General features: G+C 62.5%; 17 protein-coding genes and 2 pseudogenes. 8 read left to right on the top strand and 11 right to left on the bottom strand.

The window, feature by feature from the left end; translation table 11 throughout:
• Positions 1 to 354: 354 nt before the first annotated feature.
• Positions 355 to 3,870, top strand: coding sequence for a DUF4020 domain-containing protein (locus QTH97_RS16590; RefSeq protein WP_286569420.1), 3,516 nt, complete (start codon positions 355 to 357; stop codon positions 3,868 to 3,870).
• 217 nt (positions 3,871 to 4,087) lie between these two features.
• On the opposite strand, the gene QTH97_RS16585 is transcribed toward QTH97_RS16590, so the two are convergent.
• Positions 4,088 to 4,273 (bottom strand): oxidoreductase-like domain-containing protein, encoded by a 186-nt coding sequence (locus QTH97_RS16585; RefSeq protein WP_286569419.1) that lies wholly within the window; start codon positions 4,271 to 4,273, stop codon positions 4,088 to 4,090.
• Positions 4,274 to 4,718: 445 nt separating this feature from the next.
• Here QTH97_RS16585 and QTH97_RS16575 point away from each other — a divergent pair, with 445 nt between their 5' ends.
• The 7 genes from QTH97_RS16575 (at position 4,719) to QTH97_RS16550 (ending at position 9,900) form a co-directional block, all read left to right on the top strand.
• Positions 4,719 to 5,186 carry a hypothetical protein gene (locus QTH97_RS16575; RefSeq protein WP_286569418.1) on the top strand — a complete coding sequence of 156 codons (468 nt, stop codon included), beginning with the start codon at positions 4,719 to 4,721 and terminating at the stop codon, positions 5,184 to 5,186.
• Between the two features lie 256 nt (positions 5,187 to 5,442).
• On the top strand, positions 5,443 to 6,063 hold the full coding sequence (locus QTH97_RS16570) for a tyrosine-type recombinase/integrase (RefSeq protein ID WP_286569416.1): 621 nt from the start codon (positions 5,443 to 5,445) through the stop codon (positions 6,061 to 6,063).
• 404 nt (positions 6,064 to 6,467) lie between these two features.
• A complete protein-coding gene (locus QTH97_RS36990; RefSeq protein ID WP_353655636.1) occupies positions 6,468 to 6,728 on the top strand; it encodes a SpvB/TcaC N-terminal domain-containing protein in 261 nt (86 codons plus the stop codon).
• 2 nt (positions 6,729 to 6,730) lie between these two features.
• Positions 6,731 to 6,862, top strand: coding sequence for a hypothetical protein (locus QTH97_RS16565; protein WP_286569414.1), 132 nt, complete (start codon positions 6,731 to 6,733; stop codon positions 6,860 to 6,862).
• 20 nt (positions 6,863 to 6,882) lie between these two features.
• On the top strand, positions 6,883 to 7,605 hold the full coding sequence (locus QTH97_RS16560) for a hypothetical protein (RefSeq protein ID WP_286569412.1): 723 nt from the start codon (positions 6,883 to 6,885) through the stop codon (positions 7,603 to 7,605).
• Positions 7,606 to 7,866: 261 nt separating this feature from the next.
• Positions 7,867 to 8,214, top strand: coding sequence for a hypothetical protein (locus QTH97_RS16555; protein WP_286569411.1), 348 nt, complete (start codon positions 7,867 to 7,869; stop codon positions 8,212 to 8,214).
• A gap of 3 nt (positions 8,215 to 8,217) precedes the next feature.
• Positions 8,218 to 9,900, top strand: coding sequence for a C1 family peptidase (locus tag QTH97_RS16550; RefSeq protein WP_286569410.1), 1,683 nt, complete (start codon positions 8,218 to 8,220; stop codon positions 9,898 to 9,900).
• 701 nt (positions 9,901 to 10,601) lie between these two features.
• On the opposite strand, the pseudogene QTH97_RS36985 reads toward QTH97_RS16550, so the two are convergent.
• From QTH97_RS36985 to QTH97_RS16495, 10 genes and pseudogenes are all read right to left on the bottom strand, one after another.
• Positions 10,602 to 11,548, bottom strand: a pseudogene (locus tag QTH97_RS36985) (aldehyde dehydrogenase family protein).
• Between the two features lie 4 nt (positions 11,549 to 11,552).
• Entirely contained in the window at positions 11,553 to 11,948 is a 396-nt protein-coding gene (locus tag QTH97_RS16540; RefSeq protein ID WP_286569408.1) for an aldehyde dehydrogenase family protein, read from the bottom strand.
• A gap of 97 nt (positions 11,949 to 12,045) precedes the next feature.
• Complete coding sequence (locus QTH97_RS16535; protein WP_286569407.1) at positions 12,046 to 13,641, bottom strand: acetolactate synthase large subunit; 1,596 nt, start codon at positions 13,639 to 13,641, stop codon at positions 12,046 to 12,048.
• Between the two features lie 775 nt (positions 13,642 to 14,416).
• Positions 14,417 to 15,543 (bottom strand): annotated as a pseudogene (locus QTH97_RS16530) (MFS transporter).
• A 195-nt stretch (positions 15,544 to 15,738) separates the two neighbouring features.
• The gene (locus QTH97_RS16520; RefSeq protein WP_286569404.1) at positions 15,739 to 17,529 is read right to left on the bottom strand and encodes an acyl-CoA dehydrogenase; all 1,791 of its coding nucleotides are present in this window, start codon (positions 17,527 to 17,529) and stop codon (positions 15,739 to 15,741) included.
• 27 nt (positions 17,530 to 17,556) lie between these two features.
• Positions 17,557 to 18,495: an electron transfer flavoprotein subunit alpha/FixB family protein gene (locus tag QTH97_RS16515; RefSeq protein ID WP_286569403.1), complete on the bottom strand. Its 939-nt coding sequence runs from the start codon at positions 18,493 to 18,495 to the stop codon at positions 17,557 to 17,559.
• Between the two features lie 2 nt (positions 18,496 to 18,497).
• Positions 18,498 to 19,247: an electron transfer flavoprotein subunit beta/FixA family protein gene (locus QTH97_RS16510; protein WP_286569402.1), complete on the bottom strand. Its 750-nt coding sequence runs from the start codon at positions 19,245 to 19,247 to the stop codon at positions 18,498 to 18,500.
• Between the two features lie 73 nt (positions 19,248 to 19,320).
• Positions 19,321 to 19,797: a MaoC family dehydratase gene (locus tag QTH97_RS16505; protein WP_286569401.1), complete on the bottom strand. Its 477-nt coding sequence runs from the start codon at positions 19,795 to 19,797 to the stop codon at positions 19,321 to 19,323.
• Positions 19,798 to 19,857: 60 nt separating this feature from the next.
• Positions 19,858 to 21,171 (bottom strand): MFS transporter, encoded by a 1,314-nt coding sequence (locus tag QTH97_RS16500; RefSeq protein WP_286569400.1) that lies wholly within the window; start codon positions 21,169 to 21,171, stop codon positions 19,858 to 19,860.
• Between the two features lie 46 nt (positions 21,172 to 21,217).
• Complete coding sequence (locus tag QTH97_RS16495) at positions 21,218 to 22,273, bottom strand: beta-keto acid cleavage family enzyme (RefSeq protein ID WP_286569399.1); 1,056 nt, start codon at positions 22,271 to 22,273, stop codon at positions 21,218 to 21,220.
• Between the last annotated feature and the right edge of the window lie 4 nt (positions 22,274 to 22,277).

The raw sequence follows: 22,277 nt of genomic DNA, 5'->3' as shown, positions 1-22,277 counted from the left end.
CGGGTCGCGCGACCATCGATCAGCAGCCGCCGCGCAGGGCGGATCGCCCTGCCGATCTAAAGTCGCATCGGAGCGAGTGGTTCAGACTGGTTGCGGAAGTTCGCGGTAGCGAATCTAGTCGACTGCTTGGGGCTGTAGGGCGGTCATTCCAGGGTGCATGATGCGCCCCTATGAGCGATCCAGACCGCACCGAGCCCGCACCACAACAAGCCCCGCCCCAACTTCCCATAGAACTAGCTGCGTGCATCGTTCCGCCAAACGGCTGCACATCCGGATAGTCGCGCGCCAGGACGGCGTATCGATTTCTGATGCAACCCATCAATCGACAACTTCAGGTACAACGCGAGACGCACAATGACAAGGCTGGGCACGATCGAATTCGACGACTGCATTCTCGATGCGCTGCGCGACGACAACCTCGTCGTGTTTGCCGGTGCCGGGGTTTCAATGGGGTCGCCATCCAATCTAGCCAGCTTCTGGAAACTCGCCAACGACATCGCGCTGGGCACTGGCCTGGCTCCAACCGAGTCAGAGCCACTCGACCGCTTTCTGGGAACGCTGCAGCATCGCAAGGTAGCAGTACACGAGCGCGCGGCCCAATCGTTGTCTCCTGTTGGAAGTGCTCCGAATGCTCTGCATTGTTCTCTGCTGCGCCTCTTTCGCACGGCAGAGAGAGTTCGGGTCGTGACCACAAACTTCGATCGACACTTCGAAACAGCAGCCAACGCCTTGTTCGGCTCAGAGCCGCGCGTTTATCACGCTCCGGCCCTGCCTCTCGGCTACGACTTTACCGGCATCGTCCATGTGCACGGTGCGCTTCCACATGCGCGAGACCTGGTCCTGACCGATGCGGACTTTGGTCGGGCCTACCTGACCGAAGGTTGGGCCAGACGCTTCCTCTTGGATGTCTTTCGCCGATACACGGTGCTATTCGTGGGCTATAGCCACAACGATGTGGTGATGAACTATCTCGCCCGCGCGCTGCCCGCCGAGGTTGCAGTCGGACGCTTCGCCCTCACTGACGAAGATGGAAGCTGGGACCTCCTTGGCATCAAGCCTGTTCGGTTCAATCGAGGTAAGGGTCCTAGCGCCTATCAAGAGCTTTACGACGGCGTTCAAATGCTCGCTGAGCGCGCGACGCGTGGGGCCTTGGACTGGCAGACCCGCATGGCGGAGATCGGCGGGAGAGAGCCCCCGGCCGACGCGGAAGCCAGCGGCGAAGTCGAACAGGCGCTTCGTGAGGTGCACACCACGCGCTTTCTCACCAATGTCGCACGAAGCGCGGAATGGCCCGAGTGGTTAGGTGCCCGTAAGCATCTCGATGCACTGTTCTCCCCAGCAGAACTGAGCGAGCGAGACAAGCTCTTAGCATGGTGGCTGGCAGAGCATTTTGCTATCGAACATCCAAACGTGATCTTCGACTTGCTTGCCAAACATGGCATGAGACTGAACCCCAATTTTTGGTGGTCCATCGGCCGTGAACTGGGCGTCGTGAAGGATAAGCCGCTGGAGGAGTCCGCACTCAAGCGCTGGGTGTCGATCTTGCTCGCCACGGCACCCGCCGCCACAGATCATCACGTGCTGCCGTGGCTCGCCGAACGGTGTGGTGACCAGGGCCTCCCCGGGCTGACGCTGAAGGTCTTGCTCTCAATGGGGCAACACAGGCTCAACATCAAACCTAAATTCGTCTGGCACGAGCTGAAAGATGGCGAGCAACGAGGAATAGACGCCGAATGCGTCCTGCGCGCTGACCACTGGTCCATGAATGAGGTCTGGACCAAACATCTACAACCTCAGATCGCTTCGACAGCGCAGCCATTGCTTTCTGGAATCTCCCAGCGTCTGGAAGAGATGCATCACGATCTCAGGGCCTGGGAGGTTGCGACTCAGGATTGGGATTCGGTGAGCTATGGCCGGGCAGCGATAGAGGCCCACGAGCAGGATCGGCACCCGGAAGCAATTGACGTGTTGATCGATGCGGCTCGTGATGCTCTCGAATGGCTTGCAGGGAATACGCCCGCTCTGGCCAACTCATGGATCGAAAGACTCATTGCCTCGGACGTCCCCTTGCTACGGCGACTGGCGATTCACGCGACTACAGTTCTTCCGCAAATGTCGGCCGACGAGCGCTTGAGATGGCTTCTGAATCGAGTCGATCTGAACAATTTCTTGGAACATCACGAGATTCACCGTGCGGCGTTTCTGAGCTTCGGAAAGGCGAGTGAAGAGATGCGCCAAGCTATTGTGAACGCCGTGCTCGCACACACATTGCCGGCGAGCGATGACAAATCCGCCGAGATGCGAACCGCACGCGCGCATTTCAACTGGCTCTCATGGTTGCTGCAGTCGAAGCCGGATTGCCCGCTGGCTGGAGCGGCACTGGCGCCGATCACCGCCCAGTATCCGCACTGGATTCCCTCCGACCATCCCGATCTCACTCATTGGACGGGTTCGGCGGAATGGGTAGGTTCGCAAAGCCCTTGGTCCGTTGAAGAGCTTTTGGCTCGCACCCCCGGTGAGCAACTCGATGACTTGCTCAACTTCAACGGTACCCGCTTCGACGGGGCCGACAGGGACGGCTTGATAGCGAGCGTCCGCGACGCCTGCAAGCAGGAATCAAGTTGGGCGTTCGCATTCGCGGAGGCTTTGAGCGAAAGGCTGCTATGGCCATCGGACCTTTGGCCCGCTGTGATTCGAGGATTGCAGGAAGCCGAACTTGGGGTGGATGGCTGGCGCAGGCTGCTGGCTGTTGCGTCAAGGCGGGAATTGCGAGAAGCGCACGCATACGATGTTGCGAATCTGCTCTACGCGCTCGTCAGGGACGGCGGCAAGCCATTCGCCCTTGATCTGCTCGAAGACGCCAACGCAATCGCGCTACCTGTCTGGCAGGCTCTCCCGTCTAACGCTGAGGACGAGGATGTTGACAACTGGCTGTCGCGCGCCATCAACCGACCGGCCGGCGTGATCGTCGAGTTCTGGATCAGTGGCTTGTCGCTGTTCATGCACGGCAAGGGAGGAATCGCAAGAGTTCTACCCGACAACTACCGGCAATGGTTCACGGTGGTGGCTCAGGACGCCACATCGAAGGGCGGCTTAGGTCGCTCCCTTCTGGCCAGTCAGACTGCCTTCTTGTTCAGACTCAGCGACGACTGGACGCGACAACACGTCGTTCCGCTCTTCAGCGACAAGGATCGCCAGAAGTTCCGCCAAGCATGGGACGGATTCCTCGTCTGGGGCCGGCTGAATCCGGCGTTGGTCGAAGCTTTGATGTCCGCTTTCATTGGAGCATTGGAACGACTCAACGTCGATTTCTCGGATCGACGGCGTCGCTTTGTCGAGTTCTATGCGGCCCTGGCGGTGTTTCATGTCACCGACCCGATGGCTCACCTTCTGCCTGCCCTCTTCAAGTACGGCTCAGTGGACGACCGAATCGGTTTCGCATCCCATGTCGGCCATTACCTCCGCCAGTTGCAGCCTGCCGCCAGACGGGAGCTCTGGGACGCTTGGCTGCATCGCTATTGGCAAGACCGCCTGCAGGCTGTCCCTGTCAAATTAGAGGAGGCCGAAATTCGGGCCATGATCGAGTGGTTGCCAGACCTCAGCGAATCGTTCCCGACCGCGGTAACGCTAGTTGTCCGCTCGCCCCCTGTCCGCATCGAGCACAGCGGTGTCCTGTACGGTTTGAAAGAGAGTGACTTGGTCACGCGCTACCCCGCCGAGACGGCTCAGTTGCTGATTTATCTGTGCAGTTGCGTAGTCGGCTACCACGCCGGTGATCTCGGAACTATTGCCGGCCGCATTCCTGCTCTTGCACCTGCTCTGAGGCGGCAACTCGATGACGGGTTGGCTCAAGTCGGGGTCAAGCGATAGACCGTGTCGCGATCGGAACGGCTGCCGCCTCGCGGGCACTAGGCACGCGACGAGCAGGATTGATAGGGGGCGACGTCACGGGGTGCTGTGAAAGACCGCAGAGCGCGAGTTGCAGTCGTCCGACGTTGCCAAGCTGGAAGGCCGTTTTCGCTGCGAGCCGGGCAGGGCGACTTGGCTGTCTTGGCCGTTCGGTGCCAACATCAGACTTGGCGGACGATCATTCGCTGCCCGGCGCCGCCTCGGGATGGCGCTCGCGCCACGCGCGCAGCGCCTGTCGGTAGCGGTCCATGGCGAGGTCGTGCAGGTCGAAGATGCAGGGCTCGCACCCGTTGCCGCAGCAGTCTTCGAAATCCGGCTGCGGGGGAGGCTGCGGCTGTGGGTCGGACACGGCAGACGGCGTCATGGTTGGAGAATTCGTGCTGCGGGATGGGCTACCGTGGTCAGTCTAGTCGAGCATCTTGACTTGCCGAGTGACCACTAGGATGCGGGTCCTGCCCGGCAGGATAGCGTCAGGGACCGGACGTTTGATCGCACAAGTCCGCCGGTCTGCTTTCGCTGCGAGCCGGGCAGGGTGGCCGAGCCGATCGGTGCCCACAGACCAGGCGGCCGAGCATTCGCTGCCGGTGCCGCCTCGGGATGGCCCCATGCGAGCGGTCCATGGCGAGGTCGTGCAGGTCGAAGATGCAGGGCTCGCACCCGTTGCCGCAGCAGTCCTCGAAATCCGGCTGCGTAAGCAAGTTTGGGGTTGAACCTTCAACGCCGATCAGGAGATATTGCTCGCTAGCGCCCGCGTTCCAGAGGGCGCCGAGATTGCGCGTTCGTTCAACCAATTCGATCGAGGTACGTCAATGCAGATTACAGTGATTGACAATGCAAAGCACCAGGAACAACGGATCGTTGATGCTCGTCTCGAGCACCAACAACTGATAACAAGCTTTCATCTTCTGATGCAGATCGTGTGGATCAGCTACGGGGCGTACTTCGCCGTTAACACACTGCTGTTCACGATCCTGGGCGCGACCTTCACAGAGACCGCTGCCGCAACGATCAAATATCCGGGCCCGGTCAGGGTCACGATCGCACTGGTAGGTATTGCGACTGCGTGTACCTCGGTGTACGTTGCATTCGAAATTTGGAGGCTCCGGAAGCTAAACAACGCGCGGGGGCAAGAGGTCGAGCAAGTTGTTTTGGCACGCACGTTCCACAGGCTTGAAGCATTCTCGAATAGCCCACCGATTGCGAGCTACTTCGGCAGCTTCACGTTTGCAGCAATTTGGATCGCCATCTTGACGGGGGTATTGCAAACATATCGGTAGGGCGTCGGCTGGGTGGAGACGTGAAGCGGGGCTTGAGTCGTTCGGTCACCTTGCTCCGCATCATGCGCCTGACGGCTCGGGGGCGCGAAGCTGCCGTATGGCGATCCGTTCCCCAACTACCGCTGACGCTGCAGGCCGCTCATTTGCGCGCACCGGTCTACGATTGAACTGAGAGAAGGCTCCAGCGTGCAGTCGTGGGTGGCCGCGGCCACGACGGAGGGACGGCCAACGCCGTCCGTCAATGAAGGAGCGCATCATGCAAGCACAAGCTCGTTCGAGCCATTGCCCGTGGAACAAGGGAAAGCTAATCGGGCAGAAGGCACCGTTGAAAGCAAAGGAAATCTGGGCCATCCGCACTCACTTGCAGATGAACAAGCGCGTGCGCGACCTGGCGCTGTTCAATCTGGGCTTTGACAGCAAGCTGCGGGGCTGCGACCTAGTTGGACTGCGCGTTCGGGACATCTGCCATGGTGACCGGGTTGCCAGCCGTGCCATGGTCACGCAGAGCAAGACGCAGCGACCCGTCCAGTTCGAGATCACGCAGACGACTCGCGAAAGCGTCGAAGCCTGGATTCAGCGCAACCATTTGCGCTCCGACGATTTCCTCTTCCCGAGCCGGGTCACTGGGGCCGCACATCTCGGCACGCGCCAGTACGCGAGAATCCTTCATAGATGGGTGGAAGACATCGGCCTGGATACCGTGGAGTACGGTACGCACTCGATGCGGCGCTCCAAGGCTTCCCTCATCTACAAGAAGACGAAGAACCTGCGGGCGGTCCAGATTTTGCTGGGCCACAGCAAGTTGGAAAGCACTGTCAGATACCTCGGCATTGAGGTCGACGATGCTTTGGAGATTGCTGAACAGATCGACGTTTAATGCGTGGTGACGGCAGGCGGCGTACGAAGCGCCGCTTGCGGGCGCTGACCCGCCGCTTGATCTGGTCCACAGGAATTCGACTTCAGGCACAAGCGTGGCGGCGCGGTGTTGGCTGCTCTGTGCCCAACCGTTGCCGACGTTTGAGTTGCATCGCTGGCCTTCGGCGGACGGCCACAAAGAGTCATCCATGGCGGTCTGCTTTCGGCGGAGCTGGCGCCGGATCCGCGTCTCATACAAGTGAGGGATGCGGCGAGATTCTAGTGCGTGCTCTACTCCCGCATGGGGGTCCTCGCCTCAACGTGGCCGCCTTCGCGCGGACCATACGCGACGTGTCGCCTACCAATGGCTGGCGGTCCTCGGCCCAGGAGCATGATTGAAGAATTCTGACTTGGGGGAACTATGTCATGACTCACAGCCATGCCATCACGCGCAGTGCCCAATTCGACAGGCCGCCCAGGCCTGTCAATGATGAGACGGCAATTGCCGTGTCGGCTCCTTCACTGACTCTGCCCAAAGGCGGCGGCGCCATACGGGGGAAGGGCGAGAAGTTCGCCGCAAACCCAGTGACCGGCCCCGGCTCGATGACGGTGCCGATCCCGACGAGCCCCGGCCGCGCTGTGTTCGGGCCGAAGCTCTCGCTCTCGTACGACTCACGAAGGACGTGACCATGGGGAACGTGCTGATCGGAAAGTTCACGAGCATGGCGCTGCCAGCGGCACCTGTGGTCGACCTCAAGCTCTTCTTTGATGACAAGGATCTCGGTGACCTCTGGATCGGCGTCACCCGGAGTGGGGCGTAAGTGAAAGAGAGGAGGCCGCGATGGTCGAATGGAACACCATACTAAATCTGCTCACGCTTGGACTTGTTGGTGCCGGCGGGTACGCACTGTACCTAGTGAAGGAAGCGACAAGCTCGGCCGTCAAGACTGCCGCGGAAGAGGCGGCGAAGGCCACTATCGAGCAGCTCCAGTGGCCGATGGAACTCGCGAGAGAACTTCAGAAGGCAAGGGGTGTGGAACGGCAGGAACTTCGGTACCAGAGCTACGGAACGCTCTGGGGAAAGCTTCGACCCCTTGCAATCTATGACGAAACGGCCGTAAACAAAGCAACTATCCGCGCGCTCTCATCAGAGCTAAGCAACTGGTACTTCTCGGCGAGCGGAGGGCTGCTGCTCACCCCACAAGCACGCGACTTCTACTTCGCACTTCAAGACCTCCTCCGTATCACTGCCGAGTTTCCTGAGGATTGGAGCGTAGACAGGGCTGGTGTCGTCGAGGACGATCCAGTGGTCGTGCTTAGAGACGTACTGAAACAGACGGGCCAGCTCCAAGCGAGTGGCGTACTGGACTACTTCTCTGAGCGCGCGTTCGACGATTGGCAGAACCAGGCGCCCCAACTTGCAAGCAACTGGAGAACGGGAATCAGGCAGATCGCCGCAGCGTGGAGCGATCTCAACAACGAACAAAGATTCGCAGTACTTCAGCAAACAGGAAGCATGCTTCGGACGAGCCTCGCCACCGATCTGGACAGTAGGCTTCGATGATGGGGCACCTCCATCAATCACGAGCGCTGGGCGTCTGCTTGCAGGCGGCGAGTTCGACGCTCGCAATGGCCGCTGCGGGCCCGGATTCTGCCGGAGGCGGCTGGCCGCGGTGCGGTGCCCCAAGCCGAAGTAGCCGACCAGAAGCGGACCTTGATCGAACGTCTTAGTCAGAGGGTTGCACGGCGCCGCTTGACGTGTCAAAGTCCGATCGTCCTCTAAATATCGTTGACGCCGATCTTGGCAGCGTCTGAGGAGTGATCCGTGGCGAAGAAGGCCAAGAGTGCACCCACGACGTACGGCGAACTCCGCAAGCTTCTCGCCGCCTCGGGAAACCCATGGCGACCGGATCCGGCCAAGTCGAATGACGAGCGGCTTCCCGTATACACCACCGGCGGCGACGGAAAGTATGAACCGGCAAGTAGGGTTCTAGGCAAGGGCGGCGTGGACGAGGTTTTAAAGCATGCGACACCACCCTTGAACCCGGAGCTGCGCGCGGTCTGGCAAGACGAGGGGCTGCTGCCCTTGGACGAGAAAACAAACGACGCGCGGCGTAAGCCGTCATCACGAGCAAAGTCCGCGCCTACACGCGCTCCGGACGAGGGAGGCTGAGGCATGGCTGTCGTCGACTGGCGCAACCGTTTCAACGCCAACTGGGTTGCGAGTGTTCGCAACCAAGGAGGTACGGTCAATTGCTGGGCTTTTTCGATGGCGGCGCTGTACGAGTCCATGGTGCGCATAGAGCACGGCGTCTGGTGTCGTCGTTCGGAGAGCGATCTAGGACGTGCTACCGGCAAGCAGGGGTGGGACTTTGGGAATCCCGGCGAAGCGTCTATCGCGGCCGAGCGCTTCGGTGTGGCCGACCCTGATTGCTTGGCTTGGAGCGAGGCTGCCATTCTCTACACAGCCAAGCCGCACGGTGCTGCGATGACGGCCATGCCGCTGTCGCCAACCCCGGACCGCGCAGGTCGGACGGTCCGGATCGACGTGGGTGCCCACACCGTGATCGGCTCGGGCCTCGTGTCGGACAAGAAAAAGTGGCTCAATCTGGTGGGTCCAATGGCTTTCATGTGCACGCTGCCAACGGACTTCACGGGAGCCCCGGCATCTGGGATCTTCTCCACCGTGACGGGGGGCAACGGCGGAGTTCATGCGATGCTGGTGGTCGGCTTCGATGACACAGACAAGTGTTGGATCATCAAGAATTCGTGGGGAAGCGGATGGGGCGACGCTGGGTTTGTTCAGGTCGCCTATGGCGAAGGGTGGCTTGAGAACACGCAGTGGTGGGGAGTCAGAAACACGAACCCGGATCCGTGGACGAAACGACGCCAGCGCAATGGCGTGATCATCGAAAGCGGGAACGGAGCCGCTCACCAGAATAGTGAACTGTTCCTGCAGCGCGGCATGAGCATCGTTCATGACTGGCAGGAGAGCGGAGCTGGACCTTGGAGCGTCGGCGGAGTGGTTCGCTCCACTGACGAGTGGCGAGGGTTCGGTCCGGATGCTCTGGATTGCCCTGCTGCCATCCAGAGTTCCTTCAATCGGAACTACGAACTCGTGTACCGCTCCAGCCTAGGAAACCTTCGCCACATCTACTACGACCAAGCATCCAAGATGTGGTTTGATGCGACGCTCTTCGGGCCGTTGCAACCGCAAGGAATTCCCGGTTTCGTTCAGGGAAATCGCGGCGCGCCCGGAGATTTCGAGGTTGTGGTGATGACGCGGACGGGCGTTGTTGAGCATTGGACTAAACACAACGGCTCTCCTTGGACGAACCCGCCAGGCACTTGGTACAAGCGCGCCACGCTTACCTTGGCTGGCACGGCGAGCGGACCGGCCCTCGTGTCGAGCCGTCGCAACTTGACCAGCGAGTTGGAGCAGGAGACAGGAGAGCTGCACTATGTTTGCGCTGCCGCAAACCAGTTGTTCCATTTCGCGCAGTTGGCGCCTGGCGGCTCTTGGAGCCAAATAGCCGCGTTCGGGCTTGGTCGATACACCGGGCCGTGCATGATTGAGACGCTGAATGCGAATGGCAATGAACTCGAAGCCGGCCCGCTGCAACTGTTTGTCGAAGTCGGAAATCAGATCGAGCACTGGTTCCTACCGGCCCCGTCAAAGTGGCGGCCTTTCCCGACTTGGAATCGGGTCACCGTATTTGGAACTGATGTCAGACGGGTGATTGGCGCGCTCCAAGGCAGCAGCTCGAACTTAGAAGTCTATGTGCAACGCACCGACGGAGAGTACCAAGCGTATGTCCGCGTAGGGGTCAACTGGACTGCTGGCCCAATTTTGCCGTAGCAGTGGACGCGATAGGCCGGGCTTGCCTGGCTCTTCATCGGCTAGGTGGGCATGCGCAACACTCAATACCGGCCTGCTCGGCGGCTTGCACCACTGTGCCAAGCGCCGCTCTGAGGTCCGAAACGCCGGTGCTCGGGCATGCTCGAGCGACGGCTTTAAGGCAACGAATCTCTCAACTCGCAAGTCGGCTTTGGGCGCGGTGCCGGCGTAAGAGGCCGTCCTGGCAAAGCCGGCAGTGCAGCGAGAGCGGTCCTCCCCGGACTGCCTGTAACATCGTTGATCGATCAGCCTGCAGGCTCCTCGTGGACGTCCGGACAGCGCCAGTGACCGGACTTCTTATGGCGACTGGCTGTAGGTCCGCAAACGCTGCAGAACGGCATTTCCCCTTCGGCCTTTGGACGGCAATTCCGGGCCCGTTACGGTCGTTGGGCTGCGCGAAGCCTATGACCGCTTCAGAGACAAGCGGTCGTTCGGCTGGTGATGCCTCGCTGACCGCACTCGCTGCGCACCTGCCGTACGACTAGCGCCGACAACAGGTAGGGAAGGGCCCTGAGCCGACCTTGCGCAGTCGAAGTTCAACGGCGAGAAGCGGTCGTCCAACGAGCATGAAGCTGAAGCATCCCGCACGTCCACCCGCGCCTACAACCAAGAAAAACGTAACACACGCAGCCGCGCTGTCGTGCATGGGCTGCAACGCCTCTTCACTTTCTCGATGTCTGGCAACGGCCAGATAGACTTGCGAATGAAACCCGGCGCTGGCTAGCGGCCCTACGTCCCTGGCTTGGAAGGGTATGGCGGGTACCGGACGCCTGGGTCCTCGGCCGTGCCGCGGTAGAGAACGCCGCGGGCGTTCGTATACGCACGGAAGCCCCATCGCCGTGATACTTGCCCATGCCGGAGTTGCCGACGCCGCCGAATGGCAGTTCCGGCACCAGCGGGTGGATCGTGCAATCGTTGATTCCGGCGTCCCCCGACTCGGTCGCGCCGAGGATGCGTTCAGCGACTTCAAGATCCTCTGCAAACACGTAAAGCCCCAGAGGTTTGGGCCGGGCGTTCACGTAGTTGATGACCTCCTCAACGCTACCTACTTCCAGCACAGGCAGGATCGGCCGAAGATCTCCTCCTGCATGACCGGAGAGTCAAGCGGCGTGTTCACCAGGATCGTCGGGGCAACGTACCGATCCTTCGAGTCATGCTGCCCGCCGAGAAAGACCTCTCCGCTTTTGAGCAGTCCGACAATTCTGGCGTGATGGCGTTCGCTGACCATCCGGCCGTAGTCAGGGCTTCGGCTCGGGTCCTTGCCGTAGAACTGGATGACGCTGTCCTTCAGGAGACTCAAGAACTGCTCCTTGACGTCCTTGAAGACCAGGACGTGGTCGACGCCGGTGCAGGTCTGTCCGGCGTTCAGCCACCGGCCTTGGGCGATTCGATTGGCGGCCACGGCGAGATTCGCCGAGGAGTGGACGATCGTTGGACACTTGCCGCCCAGCTCCAGCACGACCGGCGTGAGGTGCTTCGCCGCGGCGGCCATGACGATCTTTCCGACCGCCGGTCCGCCGGTGTAGAAGATGTGATCCCACTTCTGCTCCAGCAGAGCGGTAGTCTCGGGCACTGCGCCGAGCACCACCGAAAATGCATCTTTGTCCATGTACCTAGGGAACAGCTTCGCGAGAACGTCGGCACAGGCGGGCGCGATCCTCCGAGGGCTTGATCACTGCCGCGTTCCCGCCCGCAATCGCCCCGATGAGCGGCGACAGTGTCAGGAAGAAGGGGTAGTTCCACGCCCCGATGATCATGCCGACGCCGAGCGGATCGAACCGCACACCTACTTCGCCGGGATGCATCATCTGCGGGACGTCTGTCACGACCGGGCGCATCCAGGTCTTGAGTTGCTGGCGCGCGTAATCGGCTTCGTGCGCGACGGTTGCAACATCGATGAGGTCCGCCTCGATCCAGTTGCGTCGCAGGTCGTCCACAAGGCCGCGTGGAAATCCTTGGCGTTGTCGATGATCATTGCCGCTAGCGCCGTCAACTGCGCCTCGCGCCACTCGACCGGGCGCGTCTTGCCAGTCAGAAAGTAGGCGCGATGCCGCGCCACCAACTTTCCGAAATCAGTGCTTGGTACTTGCTGGACGTTCATACGTCCTACTTTCGGACGAGATCGATAGCTGGCTTGATGTCCTGAGCGACCTGGGCCTCGATCAGTCGCGGCCCCTTGCTGCCCAGCGCTGCCTCGAGCTGCGCGTGGAATTCCTCCGCGGTCGTCGCGCGGCTGGCCGCAACGCCCTGGCCCTCGGCGATCTTGATCCAGTCGAGCGTCGGATCGCTCAGATGCATCATTGATTCCATCCTTTCGTTAGCGTCGCCTTCGCGAACCCGCGCGAGTTCCACTTCCAGGATCGCATACGCGTCGTTCCTGAGTAGGACGACGATGACATTGGCCTGCTCCCTCGCCATCGACCAGAGCGCTTGGACTGTGTACATCCCGCAGCCGTCGCCTTGGAAGACCACCGTCTTGCGATCCGGGCACGCCACCGCGGCGCCCAAGGCCAGGGGGAGTCCGCCGCCGATGGCGCCACCGCACACCGCATGCAGGTAGTCGTGCGCGCGTGCCCCTTCGGTGGCATGAAAGATCGGCGATGACATCGTGGCCCCTTCGTCCACGAGGATCGCGTTCTCGGGGAGCAACGCGCAGAGGCTCTTTCCGATGGCGCTCGGCGTCAGTGCGCCCGTCGGAGCGGGAGCTGTTGAACGCGACTGGCGCGTCACCGCCGCGGATGGCGCGCCGACCGCATTGGCGAGATCGCCGAGCGCAGCCTGCAGGTCGTGTTCGACGGTCGCCAGCGTGGCCAACTGGCAGCCGTCCGGCACTTTCGTGAGCGGCTGGCCTTCATAGGCGAACGTGGAAACAGGGGGCAGCGCACCCACGAGGAGGAGTTGCTCATACGGCGCAAGGACCTTGACGGCCATCTCGAGCATGTACTCGATCAGCTCGACCCGCACGCGGCCTTCTCCCCGGGCGAAGCGGGACGGAAAGGTCTCGCCGAGCAGGACGGCCCCTGTTTTCGCGGCGATGCGCCCCGCCAGTTCCAGCCCTTCGCCATACATCGCGTGGCTCCCCAACACGATCCCCGTTCTCTTCCCGTTGGCCAGCAGCGCCGCGACTTCCTGGATGGCCTCTGGCGAGACTTTCGGTGTCTCCATCGCTCCGGCAACTACCGGTGGAGCGACGGCAGGATCCCAGTGGCAGTTGGTCGGCGCGATCAACGTGCAGATCTTCCCGGCACCGATCCGGGAATAACGCGCGGCCAGCGCACCGAGGACGGCCAGGTCGCTGGCGGACTTGGCTTCGTGCGCCCAATGCGAAACGACGCGCGCGAGGTCGACGATCCTGCCGTTGATCAGTTCATGCTCGGGGTAATTGGGCTGGTGGTAGCTCGCGTTGGCGCCCACGATGTTGACGATGGGCGTGTTGGCCCGGCCCGCGTTGTGGAGATTCGCCATGCCGTTGGCAAAACCACTGCCCACATGCAACAGCGTAAAGGCGGGTTTGCCCGCCATGCGCGCGTATCCGTCGGCGGCGCCGGTGACCGTGTTCTCCTGCAGGCAGAGAACGGCGCGGACGCCCGGGGTCAACCCGATCTCGTAGACGAGCTGCATCTCGGAGGTGCCGGGATTGGCGAAACAGGTGTCGAGCCCCGCATCGATGAGTGCTTTGAACAATGCTTGTGCGCCATTCATAACGACCATCCTTTCGCTCACCGTTCAATCTACTCTGGGGTTTGTGTTTTGTCAGAGGTTATTTTTCGAGCCCCCCGGACGGTGTACGGGCGCATGTTCAGAGGCAGCTTTGCTGGATCACCTTTGGCAGCGCGATTGGCTTCGTGGCGGCCCGAGTTGATCGGCACAGCAGCGGGGGTCTTGGTCGATCGATTTGTGCTCTGAAAGCGGTCCGCTACGAAGGACGGCTGTTGGCCGACCTGAGTCGCAGGTCGCTGCGACGCGAAGGGCGGCAAACGCTGCAGAACGGCATTTCCCCTTCGGCCTTTGGACGGCAATTCCGGGCCCCAATCCGGTCAACCGAGGCGACGAATTCGCTGGCATAAAGCGGTCACTCAATGCCGTTTCATCTTCCGGGGTCGCGCGAGCCGCCGATGTAGGGCAGTGGCTGCCGGATCCGCGCCCGATACTGCCGTCGTGGCGAGCGGTTCGGCGCGGCGTCGGTGACCGCTAGGCGCGGCCGGACGGGCGGCGCGCGCCGCACAGGGCCCCACACGAGGACTACGAGGCTGCTGCGCATACGGGCGGGCGATCCTCTGCGGTGACGCGTGGGGGTATTCGCGTCGGATGGTACAAGATGAGCTTGCCATGTTGGACGAGTTCGATGCGGCACGCTAAGTCTTTCGCGAGCGCGTCGCCGAACATGGCGGCGCATCGTCGACACGGCCGGCGAATCGGTGCTCGCCACGAGTTGCTTTTTCCCTGATCCCCACTTGTAAGTCGTCGTGCCCAGGCGCTAGGCCGGGCCGGTCGCACTTTGACTCAGGGCTTTGCGCTCGGCGTGGCCTTGCCACAGCAGGAAGAAGGCTCCAGACACAATCAGCGCCGCATTGCCCAGCGCTAAATGCAGTAGCGAGTCCCACAGCAGTGGCGCGATCAGGCCCGAACCCAGTGCCATGAGGGCGAACTGAATGAACATCTGGGTGGATGCGGCCAGGCCCGCGTTGTTGCCCACGGGCTGCAGTGCATGGCCCAGGAGTAGCGGCATGGACATGCCGATGGCATACGACCCCACCGCGAGGGGAAGCAAGTGCGCCAAGCCTGGAGGGACCGCACTTGCCAGCCCTAGGTTCAATAGGATGGCCAGCAAGAAAAAGCTATAGCTGATACGTATCGCGCCCCGCATGCGAAAGCGCTCCAGCCATCGTGGCAGAGTCGCAAAGCCCAGACTCATCGCCACCATGATCGGCCCGAAGACCAGGTACATCTCCGTCACCGAACGGCCAAGAAGCGTCACGAGGAACTGCGCGGCGCCTGCCACATAGACGAACATGGCGACCCAATTGAGCCCATGCGCAAGCGACACGCGCATGAACTGCGCCGAACCAAACACGGCACGGTAGCCGGACAGGATGTTGCGGGCATTGAGGGGCTGACGGCGCTCCGGCGGCAACGACTCCGGCAACTTGCGCGCATACACGATCAGCATCAGCGCGCCGACCGCACCAAGAAAGGCGAACACCGCGCGCCACCCCCAGAATACGGTCAGCCAGCCCGCCAATACCGGCAGATCTATGGGGCCCGCGGTCTGGATCAAGCTGGTGCGGGCGATCATCTTCTGTGCGGCTTCGCCGCTGTACAGATCGCGGATGATGGCGCGCCCGAGGATCAGACCCGAGCCCGCCGCCAATCCCTGCACTTGCGCAGCGCCCACAAGTGTTCGATGCGAGTCGCCAGCAAGCATGCGAGGGAAGTCACGGTGAGTACCCCAAGCGAGGCGAGCAACACCACTCGGCGGCCCAACGCATCGGCCAGCACCCCGTGCCACAGAGCCATGAAGGCGCTGGCCGACAATGACAGGGACAGCACCTGCTGCGCTTGCGGTGGGGACGCACCCAGATCCTTCTGCAGAGCAGGCAACATGGGAATCAGCATGTCGTTCCACAGGGATGTAAGCACACCCATGAACCCCAGCAATAGCAGCATGTGAGCGGCCTTGATGGGGGTGGCCGGTGAGGGAGCGTGGTCTAGCGTCGTGCTGGCGGTCGTCATGGTGTTTTTCAGCAAAGATTCAGTGATCGATCAAGAACGACCTGCTTCGCGCGGCTGCTCTCGTCGTCAGAACGCTTCCGGCAGGAATTCATTGATCGAGTACGCGCCGTCCACGATGCTGTCGCGCAAGCCGTGCACGCGCGTCAGCAGGTGGTCCGCGTAGAAGCGTGCCAATGCAATCTTCTGTCGCATGAACTCGGCATCCTCGCCGTCGGCCCGCTTGCGCTCCGCCACCATCAGCGCGCGGCCGAGCTGCCAGCCCGCCACGAGATTGCCGGCCAGCATCAGATAGGGCACTGAACCGGCGTAGACCGCGTTGGGGTCCGTCTTTCCGCGGATGACGACGAAGTCGACCACTTCGAGAAAGGCATGGCGCGCCGCAGCCAGACGGGCTGCCACCGCATGCGCCTCCTCGTTGTCGCAACGGACCAGTGCCGTCTCCGTCGCCTCGATCTCGCTGGCGATGGCTTGCGCGAAGGCACCGCCGTCGCGCGCCGTCTTGCGGCCCACGAGATCGTTGGCCTGGATCGCGGTCGTGCCTTCGTAGATCGTGAGGATCCTGGCATCACGCAGGTACTGCGCCGCTCCAGTCTCCTCGATGAAGCCCATGCCGCCATGCACCTGCACGCCGAGGCTGGCCACTTCCACGCTCGCTTCGGTGCTGTAGCCCTTGACCAGCGGCACCAGGAATTCGTAGAAGGCCTGAGCACGCTCGCGGACTTGCGCGTCGGGATGCGCGTGCGCGGTGTCGTATGCCGACGCGGCGGTGAGTGCCATCGCGCGACAGCCTTCGGTCAGCGCGCGCATCGTCAGCAGCATGCGGCGCACGTCGGGGTGATGGATGATCGCACCGGCGCCCGGCAGCGAGCCGTCGGCCGGTCGGCCCTGTACGCGATCCTTCGCGTACGCGACAGCCTTCTGGTAAGCGCGTTCAGCCACTGCGATGCCCTGCACGCCCACCGCGTAGCGCGCGGCATTCATCATGATGAACATGTACTCCAGTCCGCGGTTCTCCTGGCCGACGAGGTAGCCCACGGCGCCTCCGTGATCGCCGAACTGCAGGACGGCGGTGGGGCTGGCCTTGATGCCCAGCTTGTGTTCGATGCTGACGCAGTGCACGTCATTCCGGGAACCCAGGCCTCCGTCGCTGCCAACCATGAACTTCGGCACCACGAACAGGCTAATGCCCTTGACACCCTCGGGCGCGCCGGTGACACGTGCGAGCACAAGATGCACGATGTTCTCGGCCATGTCGTGCTCACCGTAGGTGATGAAGATCTTGGTGCCGAAGACCTTGTAGGTTCCGTCGGGTTGCGGTACTGCACGGCTGCGCACCAGCGAGAGGTCGCTGCCGGCTTGCGGCTCGGTCAGGTTCATCGTGCCGGTCCATTCGCCTGAGACCATGCGCGGCAGATAGGTCTGGCGCAGTTCGTCGGAGGCGGCGATCAGCAGCGCCTCGATCGCGCCATCGGTGAGCAGCGGACACAGCGCGAAGCTCAGGTTGGCGCTGTTGTTGATCTCGATGCAGGCCGCGCCTATCGTCTTCGGCAGTCCCTGGCCGCCGAAGTCGGCAGGGTGCTGCAGGCCCTGCCATCCGCCTTCGGCATATTGGCGATAAGCGTCCTTGAAGCCGGGCGTCGTGGTCACGACACCGTCTTTCCAGGTGGAGGGGTTCCTGTCGCCCTCCGCGTTGAGCGGTGCGATCACGCCTTCGTTGAAGCGCGCGCATTCTTCGAGCACTGCCTGCGCGGTGTCGGCGCCAGCCTCCTCGAAGCCAGGCAGCGTGGCCACCTCGTTGAGTCCGGCAAGTTCGGTCATGCAGAACAGCATGTCCTTGATGGGGGCTTGATAGCTCATGGGGATTTCCTTGAATTCGATACTGGGTCAGTCCAGAGCCTTGATCAGTTCCGGCACGGCCGTGAACAGGTCAGCCACGAGGCCGTAGTCGGCCACGCTGAAGATCGGTGCTTCTTCGTCCTTGTTGATCGCCACGATCACCTTGGAGTCCTTCATGCCGGCCAGATGCTGGATCGCGCCCGAGATGCCAGCGGCGATGTAGAGCTGAGGAGCGACGATCTTGCCCGTCTGGCCCACTTGCCAGTCGTTCGGGGCGTAGCCCGCGTCCACTGCAGCGCGGCTGGCGCCCAGGCCTGCGTTGAGCTTGTCCGCAAGCGGCGCCATCACTTCGGTGAACTTCTCGGCGCTGCCCAGCGCCCGGCCACCGCTGACGATGATCTTGGCTGCGGTCAGTTCGGGGCGCTCGCTCTTGGTGACTTCACGGCCCACAAAGCTCGATTTGCCGCTGTCGGCCACGCCGTCGACGGCTTCCACTGCTGCGCTGCTGCCCGTCGCCGCTGCGGCATCGAAGCCGGTCGTGCGCACCGTCGCGACCTTGATCGCATCGCTGCTCTGCACGATGGCAATGGCATTGCCCGCATAGATGGGGCGCTCGAAGGTGTCCGGGCTGTCGACCTTGGTGATGTCGCTGATCTGGGCGACGTCGAGCAAGGCGGCCACGCGCGGCGCGACGTTCTTGCCGTTGGCCGTGGCCGGGAACAGGATGTGGCTGTAGTTCCTGGCGATCGCCAGCACCTGTGCTGCGACGTTCTCCGCGAGGTTCTCGGCCAGGCTCGGGCTGTCGGCCACGATCACCTTGGCAACGCCTGCGACCTGGGCGGCCGCCTTGCCGGCTTCGGCGGCGTTCGCGCCGGCCACCAGCACGTGGACATCGCCGCTCGCGCAGGCAATGCCCGCGGTCACGGTGTTCAGGGTCGCCGGCTTGAGCGTGGCGTGGTCGTGTTCGGCAATAACAAGTACGGTCATGATCAGATCACCTTGGCTTCGTTCTTCAGCTTCTCGACGAGGGTGGCCACGTCGGGCACCTTGATGCCGGCGCCGCGCTTCGGGGGCTCGGAGACCTTCAGGGTCTTCAGGCGCGACTTGACGTCCACGCCGAGGTCCTCGGGCTTGACGGTGTCGAGCTGCTTCTTCTTGGCCTTCATGATGTTGGGCAAGGTCACGTAGCGCGGCTCGTTCAGGCGCAGGTCGGTGGTGATGACTGCGGGCAACGACAGGGAGATGGTCTCCAGGCCGCCGTCCACTTCACGGGTCACATTGACCTTGTCGCCCGAGACTTCGACCGTGGAGGCAAACGTCGCTTGCGGCAGGTCGCCCAGCGCAGCCAGCATCTGGCCGGTCTGGTTGGCGTCGTCGTCGATCGCCTGCTTGCCGAGGATGATCAGTTGGGGCTGTTCCTTGTCGACCAGCGCCTTCAGCAGCTTGGCGACGGCCAGCGGCTGGAGCTCTTCAGTGGTCTCGACCAGGATGCCGCGATCGGCACCGATGGCCATGGCCGTGCGCAGGGTCTCCTGGCACTTCGCATCGCCGCAGGACACGGCGACGACTTCGGTCACAACGCCTTTCTCCTTCAAACGCACGGCCTCTTCGACGGCGATCTCGTCGAAGGGGTTCATGCTCATCTTCACATTGGCGATGTCCACGCCAGAACCATCGGACTTGACGCGCACCTTGACGTTGTAGTCAACGACACGCTTGACAGCTACGAGAACTTTCATTGCTTTATCTCCATCTATTTTCATAACAAGTCGACAGCCCGTGCTTAGCGAACGAGCCGGCAACCGATCTTTGTCAGGCATCCATGAGCACCATGCCCATCGATTCAGCCACCATGACCGGGCGCTCCTGTGCTCCTTCGATGAAGGCCGTGTTGCGGCAGCGCACCAACGTGCGGCCAGGGCCCTTGGCCTCCACTTCGGCCAGCTCCACCTGGACCACAACGCGCGAGCCTGCTGGCACCGGTGCGAGAAAGCGCACCTTGTCGAATCCATAGTTCAGGACGTTAGTGGCGTCGTGCGGGTACACGCCCAACTCGAACTGCGCCGTGGGAACAAGCGACAGCAAGAGAAGCCCGTGTGCGATCGTGCTGGCGAACGGCGTCTGCAAGCGGGCACGTTCGACATCGACGTGGATCCACTGGTCATCGCCGGTGCACTCGGCGAAGTGGTTGATGCGGCTCTGGTCGAGCAGCGTGGAAGTCGAACAGCCGAAATCATGACCGAGGTGGTCATGCAAGGTGTCGACACAGTAGTTTGTTGGATAGGCCAATGGAGGCTCCGGCAAGAAAATGGAAATGGGTTCGATGAACTTGTGCGCGCAAAGGTGCGCTCAGGCGGGTTGAGCGCCGTCGATGAGATGGCGCCCCGTGTCCCGTTCGTAGCTGCGCGAGGCCAGCACAAAGAAGACAGCCGCCGCGAGCGCCAGGACCGGTGTCAGCGTCAGCGCAACCTTCAGCCCAAATGTGTCCGAGAGCATGCCAACGATGATCGGGCCCGGAGCGAGGCCGAGCAGGTTGTTGGCCAGCGTCATCGTCGCAGTGACCGTCGCACGCACCCCGGGGTGAGTGACATCGCATGCGAGGGCCGTGGAGCACCCGCCCTGTGCAGCCGCAAACAGGGCGCCGAGGAAGATCAGGCCCAGTCCCAGCGGACCGGGCGGTAACGCAAACCCAGCGATCAGGGTCACTGCCGTGAGCACAGAATAGACAGCCGGTACCAGGGCGCGGCGCCTGGGATGCCGGGCGCTCAAGCGGTCCGCCATGCCGCCGCCGAAGATCATGCCGACGCCTGCTGCCAGAACTGCCACGCCAGCCATCAAGGCAGCCTTCTTGACGTCCATTCCGTAAAAGCGGATGAAATAGGTGGGCAGCCAGGCGATCAGCATCGCCGGCATCGCCATCTGAAGGCCGCTTGCGAGATAAGCGAAGTTGCCGGAGCGGGCGGCGAACACCTCGCGCGCCATCCGGGCGAGGCTCAATCGCGCCGTGGCGGCATTGCCCTTGCCCTGGGGAGCAAATTCGACCGTCTTGTAGTCACGCACGACAAATGGATAGATCAGGGCCAATACCAGTCCTGGCGCGCCGACGACGAAGAAGGCCATGCGCCAGCCCGATTGCGCAGCGACTGCGCCGCCGAGGACCACGCCGAGCACCGAGCCGAACAAGCTGGCCGACAGGAAAGCGCCCAGAACTGCCGCACGCTGCCGTGCGGGAAATACATGTGCCAGCAACGCGGCACCGGCCGCGCCGTAGGCCGCCTCACCCACGCCCACGAAAGCTCGAGCCACGAGCAACTGTCCGTAGCTTTGCGCTAGGCCGCAGGCGATGGTCGCCAGGCACCACACGAAGGCCATCACCGTGATGCTCTTGACCCGTCCCCAACGATCGGCGATCAGCGAGATCGGCACCGTCAACAGGCCAACGACGAGCGCGACCACGCTCACCAGCATCCCGAGTTGCGAGTCCAGCAGCCCCCACTCGAGCTTGAGGACCGGAATCACGGCGCCGATGACCTGTCGCGACAGGTAGTCAGACAGCATCAGCCCGAAGGTGAGCGCAAAGACCGCCCACGCATAGACGCGCGATAAGCGGCCTGGATCGTGTGAAGGTACGGAGGCCGCGGCGGCTGACAGGGAGGGGTTCATGGCGGTTGTCTCTTGTTTCTTGTCACTTCCTGGACGAGACCAGGCCTCAGGCGGCCACGCGCATCGGTACGCCGCGCTGGCCCTGCGCGCGGTTCGGTGCGAATCCGATCCGCGCCAGCGTCTCTTCCGTGCTGCGGTAGGTCTCGCCGATCCGGTAGATGCTGCGCGCGTCGTCGCCGCTGGCGATGTCACGGTTCAGAACCCGCGCGATGGCCACCATGGCCTCGATCTGCTGCACCGAAGTCATGCGCTCGCCGGTCGGCCCGAACAGCGTGTCCTCGATGCCCACGCGCACATGCATGCCCATCGCAATCGCCATCGTGTTGAGCGGGATCACGTTGCGGTTCAGCGTCTCGATCGTCAGCGTCGCGCCGTCGGGCGTGCGGCGCACGAACTCCATCATGTCGGCCGGATTGACGCCGGCGGCACCGCCACCGATCGCCACGTAGTTCAGGATCAGCGGGCCCATGTACACGCCGCGCCGAATGAGTCGCTCCACCGTCTCGAGTTGACTGAGATGGGCGAGCATGAAGTGCGGCTGGATGCCGTTGGCCACCAGGCGGCGCAGGTGCTCCTCGTGCCAGGAGGGGTTGGAGGGCACGATCATGTCGCGGTATGCCGCTTGCAGGGCCGGATTGGCGAGCGACGTGCCCGCCACGTCGGCCTCGGTCATCAGCTCCATCACATTCATCTGGCTGGTGTTGATCGCGATCGTCACCTGGTCGGGGCGCGGGTTCAGCTCGGCCAGCATGTGGCGCGTGTCGTCCGTCATCCACTTGGCGGCCTGGCCGTCGTCCTCGGGGGCGAAGGAGATCGAGCCGCCCACCTGCAGGATCATCTTGGGCACCGCTTCGCGCAGACGCGCCAGCATCTCGTTGAACTTGGACAGGCGCTTGCTGCCCTTGCCGTCTTCTTCGCGCACGTGCACGTGCAGCACGGTGGCACCGGCGTTCCAGCAATCGACCGCCTTCTGGACCTGGGCGTCCATCGACACGGCGATGTCGTCGGAGTCGCTGGCATCCCACTGGGGGCCGTAGGGCGCGACCTGAATGACCAGGGGCTGCTGGTTTTCGGGCAGGAGGGAGTCGTCGAAGAATTGCATGATG

Source organism: Variovorax gracilis (assembly GCF_030317115.1).
Classification (GTDB): domain Bacteria; phylum Pseudomonadota; class Gammaproteobacteria; order Burkholderiales; family Burkholderiaceae_C; genus Variovorax; species Variovorax gracilis.
Note: the sequence above shows the minus strand (reverse complement) of the source record. Positions and strands in the feature narration are given on the sequence as shown.

Coding starts and splice junctions, on each gene's coding strand:
- QTH97_RS16590 (WP_286569420.1), top strand. CDS start 355: ATGACAAGGCTGGGCACGATCGAATTCGACGACTGCATTCTCGATGCG.
- QTH97_RS16585 (WP_286569419.1), bottom strand. CDS start 4,273: ATGACGCCGTCTGCCGTGTCCGACCCACAGCCGCAGCCTCCCCCGCAG.
- QTH97_RS16575 (WP_286569418.1), top strand. CDS start 4,719: ATGCAGATTACAGTGATTGACAATGCAAAGCACCAGGAACAACGGATC.
- QTH97_RS16570 (WP_286569416.1), top strand. CDS start 5,443: ATGCAAGCACAAGCTCGTTCGAGCCATTGCCCGTGGAACAAGGGAAAG.
- QTH97_RS36990 (WP_353655636.1), top strand. CDS start 6,468: ATGACTCACAGCCATGCCATCACGCGCAGTGCCCAATTCGACAGGCCG.
- QTH97_RS16565 (WP_286569414.1), top strand. CDS start 6,731: ATGGGGAACGTGCTGATCGGAAAGTTCACGAGCATGGCGCTGCCAGCG.
- QTH97_RS16560 (WP_286569412.1), top strand. CDS start 6,883: ATGGTCGAATGGAACACCATACTAAATCTGCTCACGCTTGGACTTGTT.
- QTH97_RS16550 (WP_286569410.1), top strand. CDS start 8,218: ATGGCTGTCGTCGACTGGCGCAACCGTTTCAACGCCAACTGGGTTGCG.
- QTH97_RS16535 (WP_286569407.1), bottom strand. CDS start 13,641: ATGAATGGCGCACAAGCATTGTTCAAAGCACTCATCGATGCGGGGCTC.
- QTH97_RS16520 (WP_286569404.1), bottom strand. CDS start 17,529: ATGAGCTATCAAGCCCCCATCAAGGACATGCTGTTCTGCATGACCGAA.
- QTH97_RS16515 (WP_286569403.1), bottom strand. CDS start 18,495: ATGACCGTACTTGTTATTGCCGAACACGACCACGCCACGCTCAAGCCG.
- QTH97_RS16510 (WP_286569402.1), bottom strand. CDS start 19,247: ATGAAAGTTCTCGTAGCTGTCAAGCGTGTCGTTGACTACAACGTCAAG.
- QTH97_RS16500 (WP_286569400.1), bottom strand. CDS start 21,171: ATGAACCCCTCCCTGTCAGCCGCCGCGGCCTCCGTACCTTCACACGAT.
- QTH97_RS16495 (WP_286569399.1), bottom strand. CDS start 22,273: ATGCAATTCTTCGACGACTCCCTCCTGCCCGAAAACCAGCAGCCCCTG.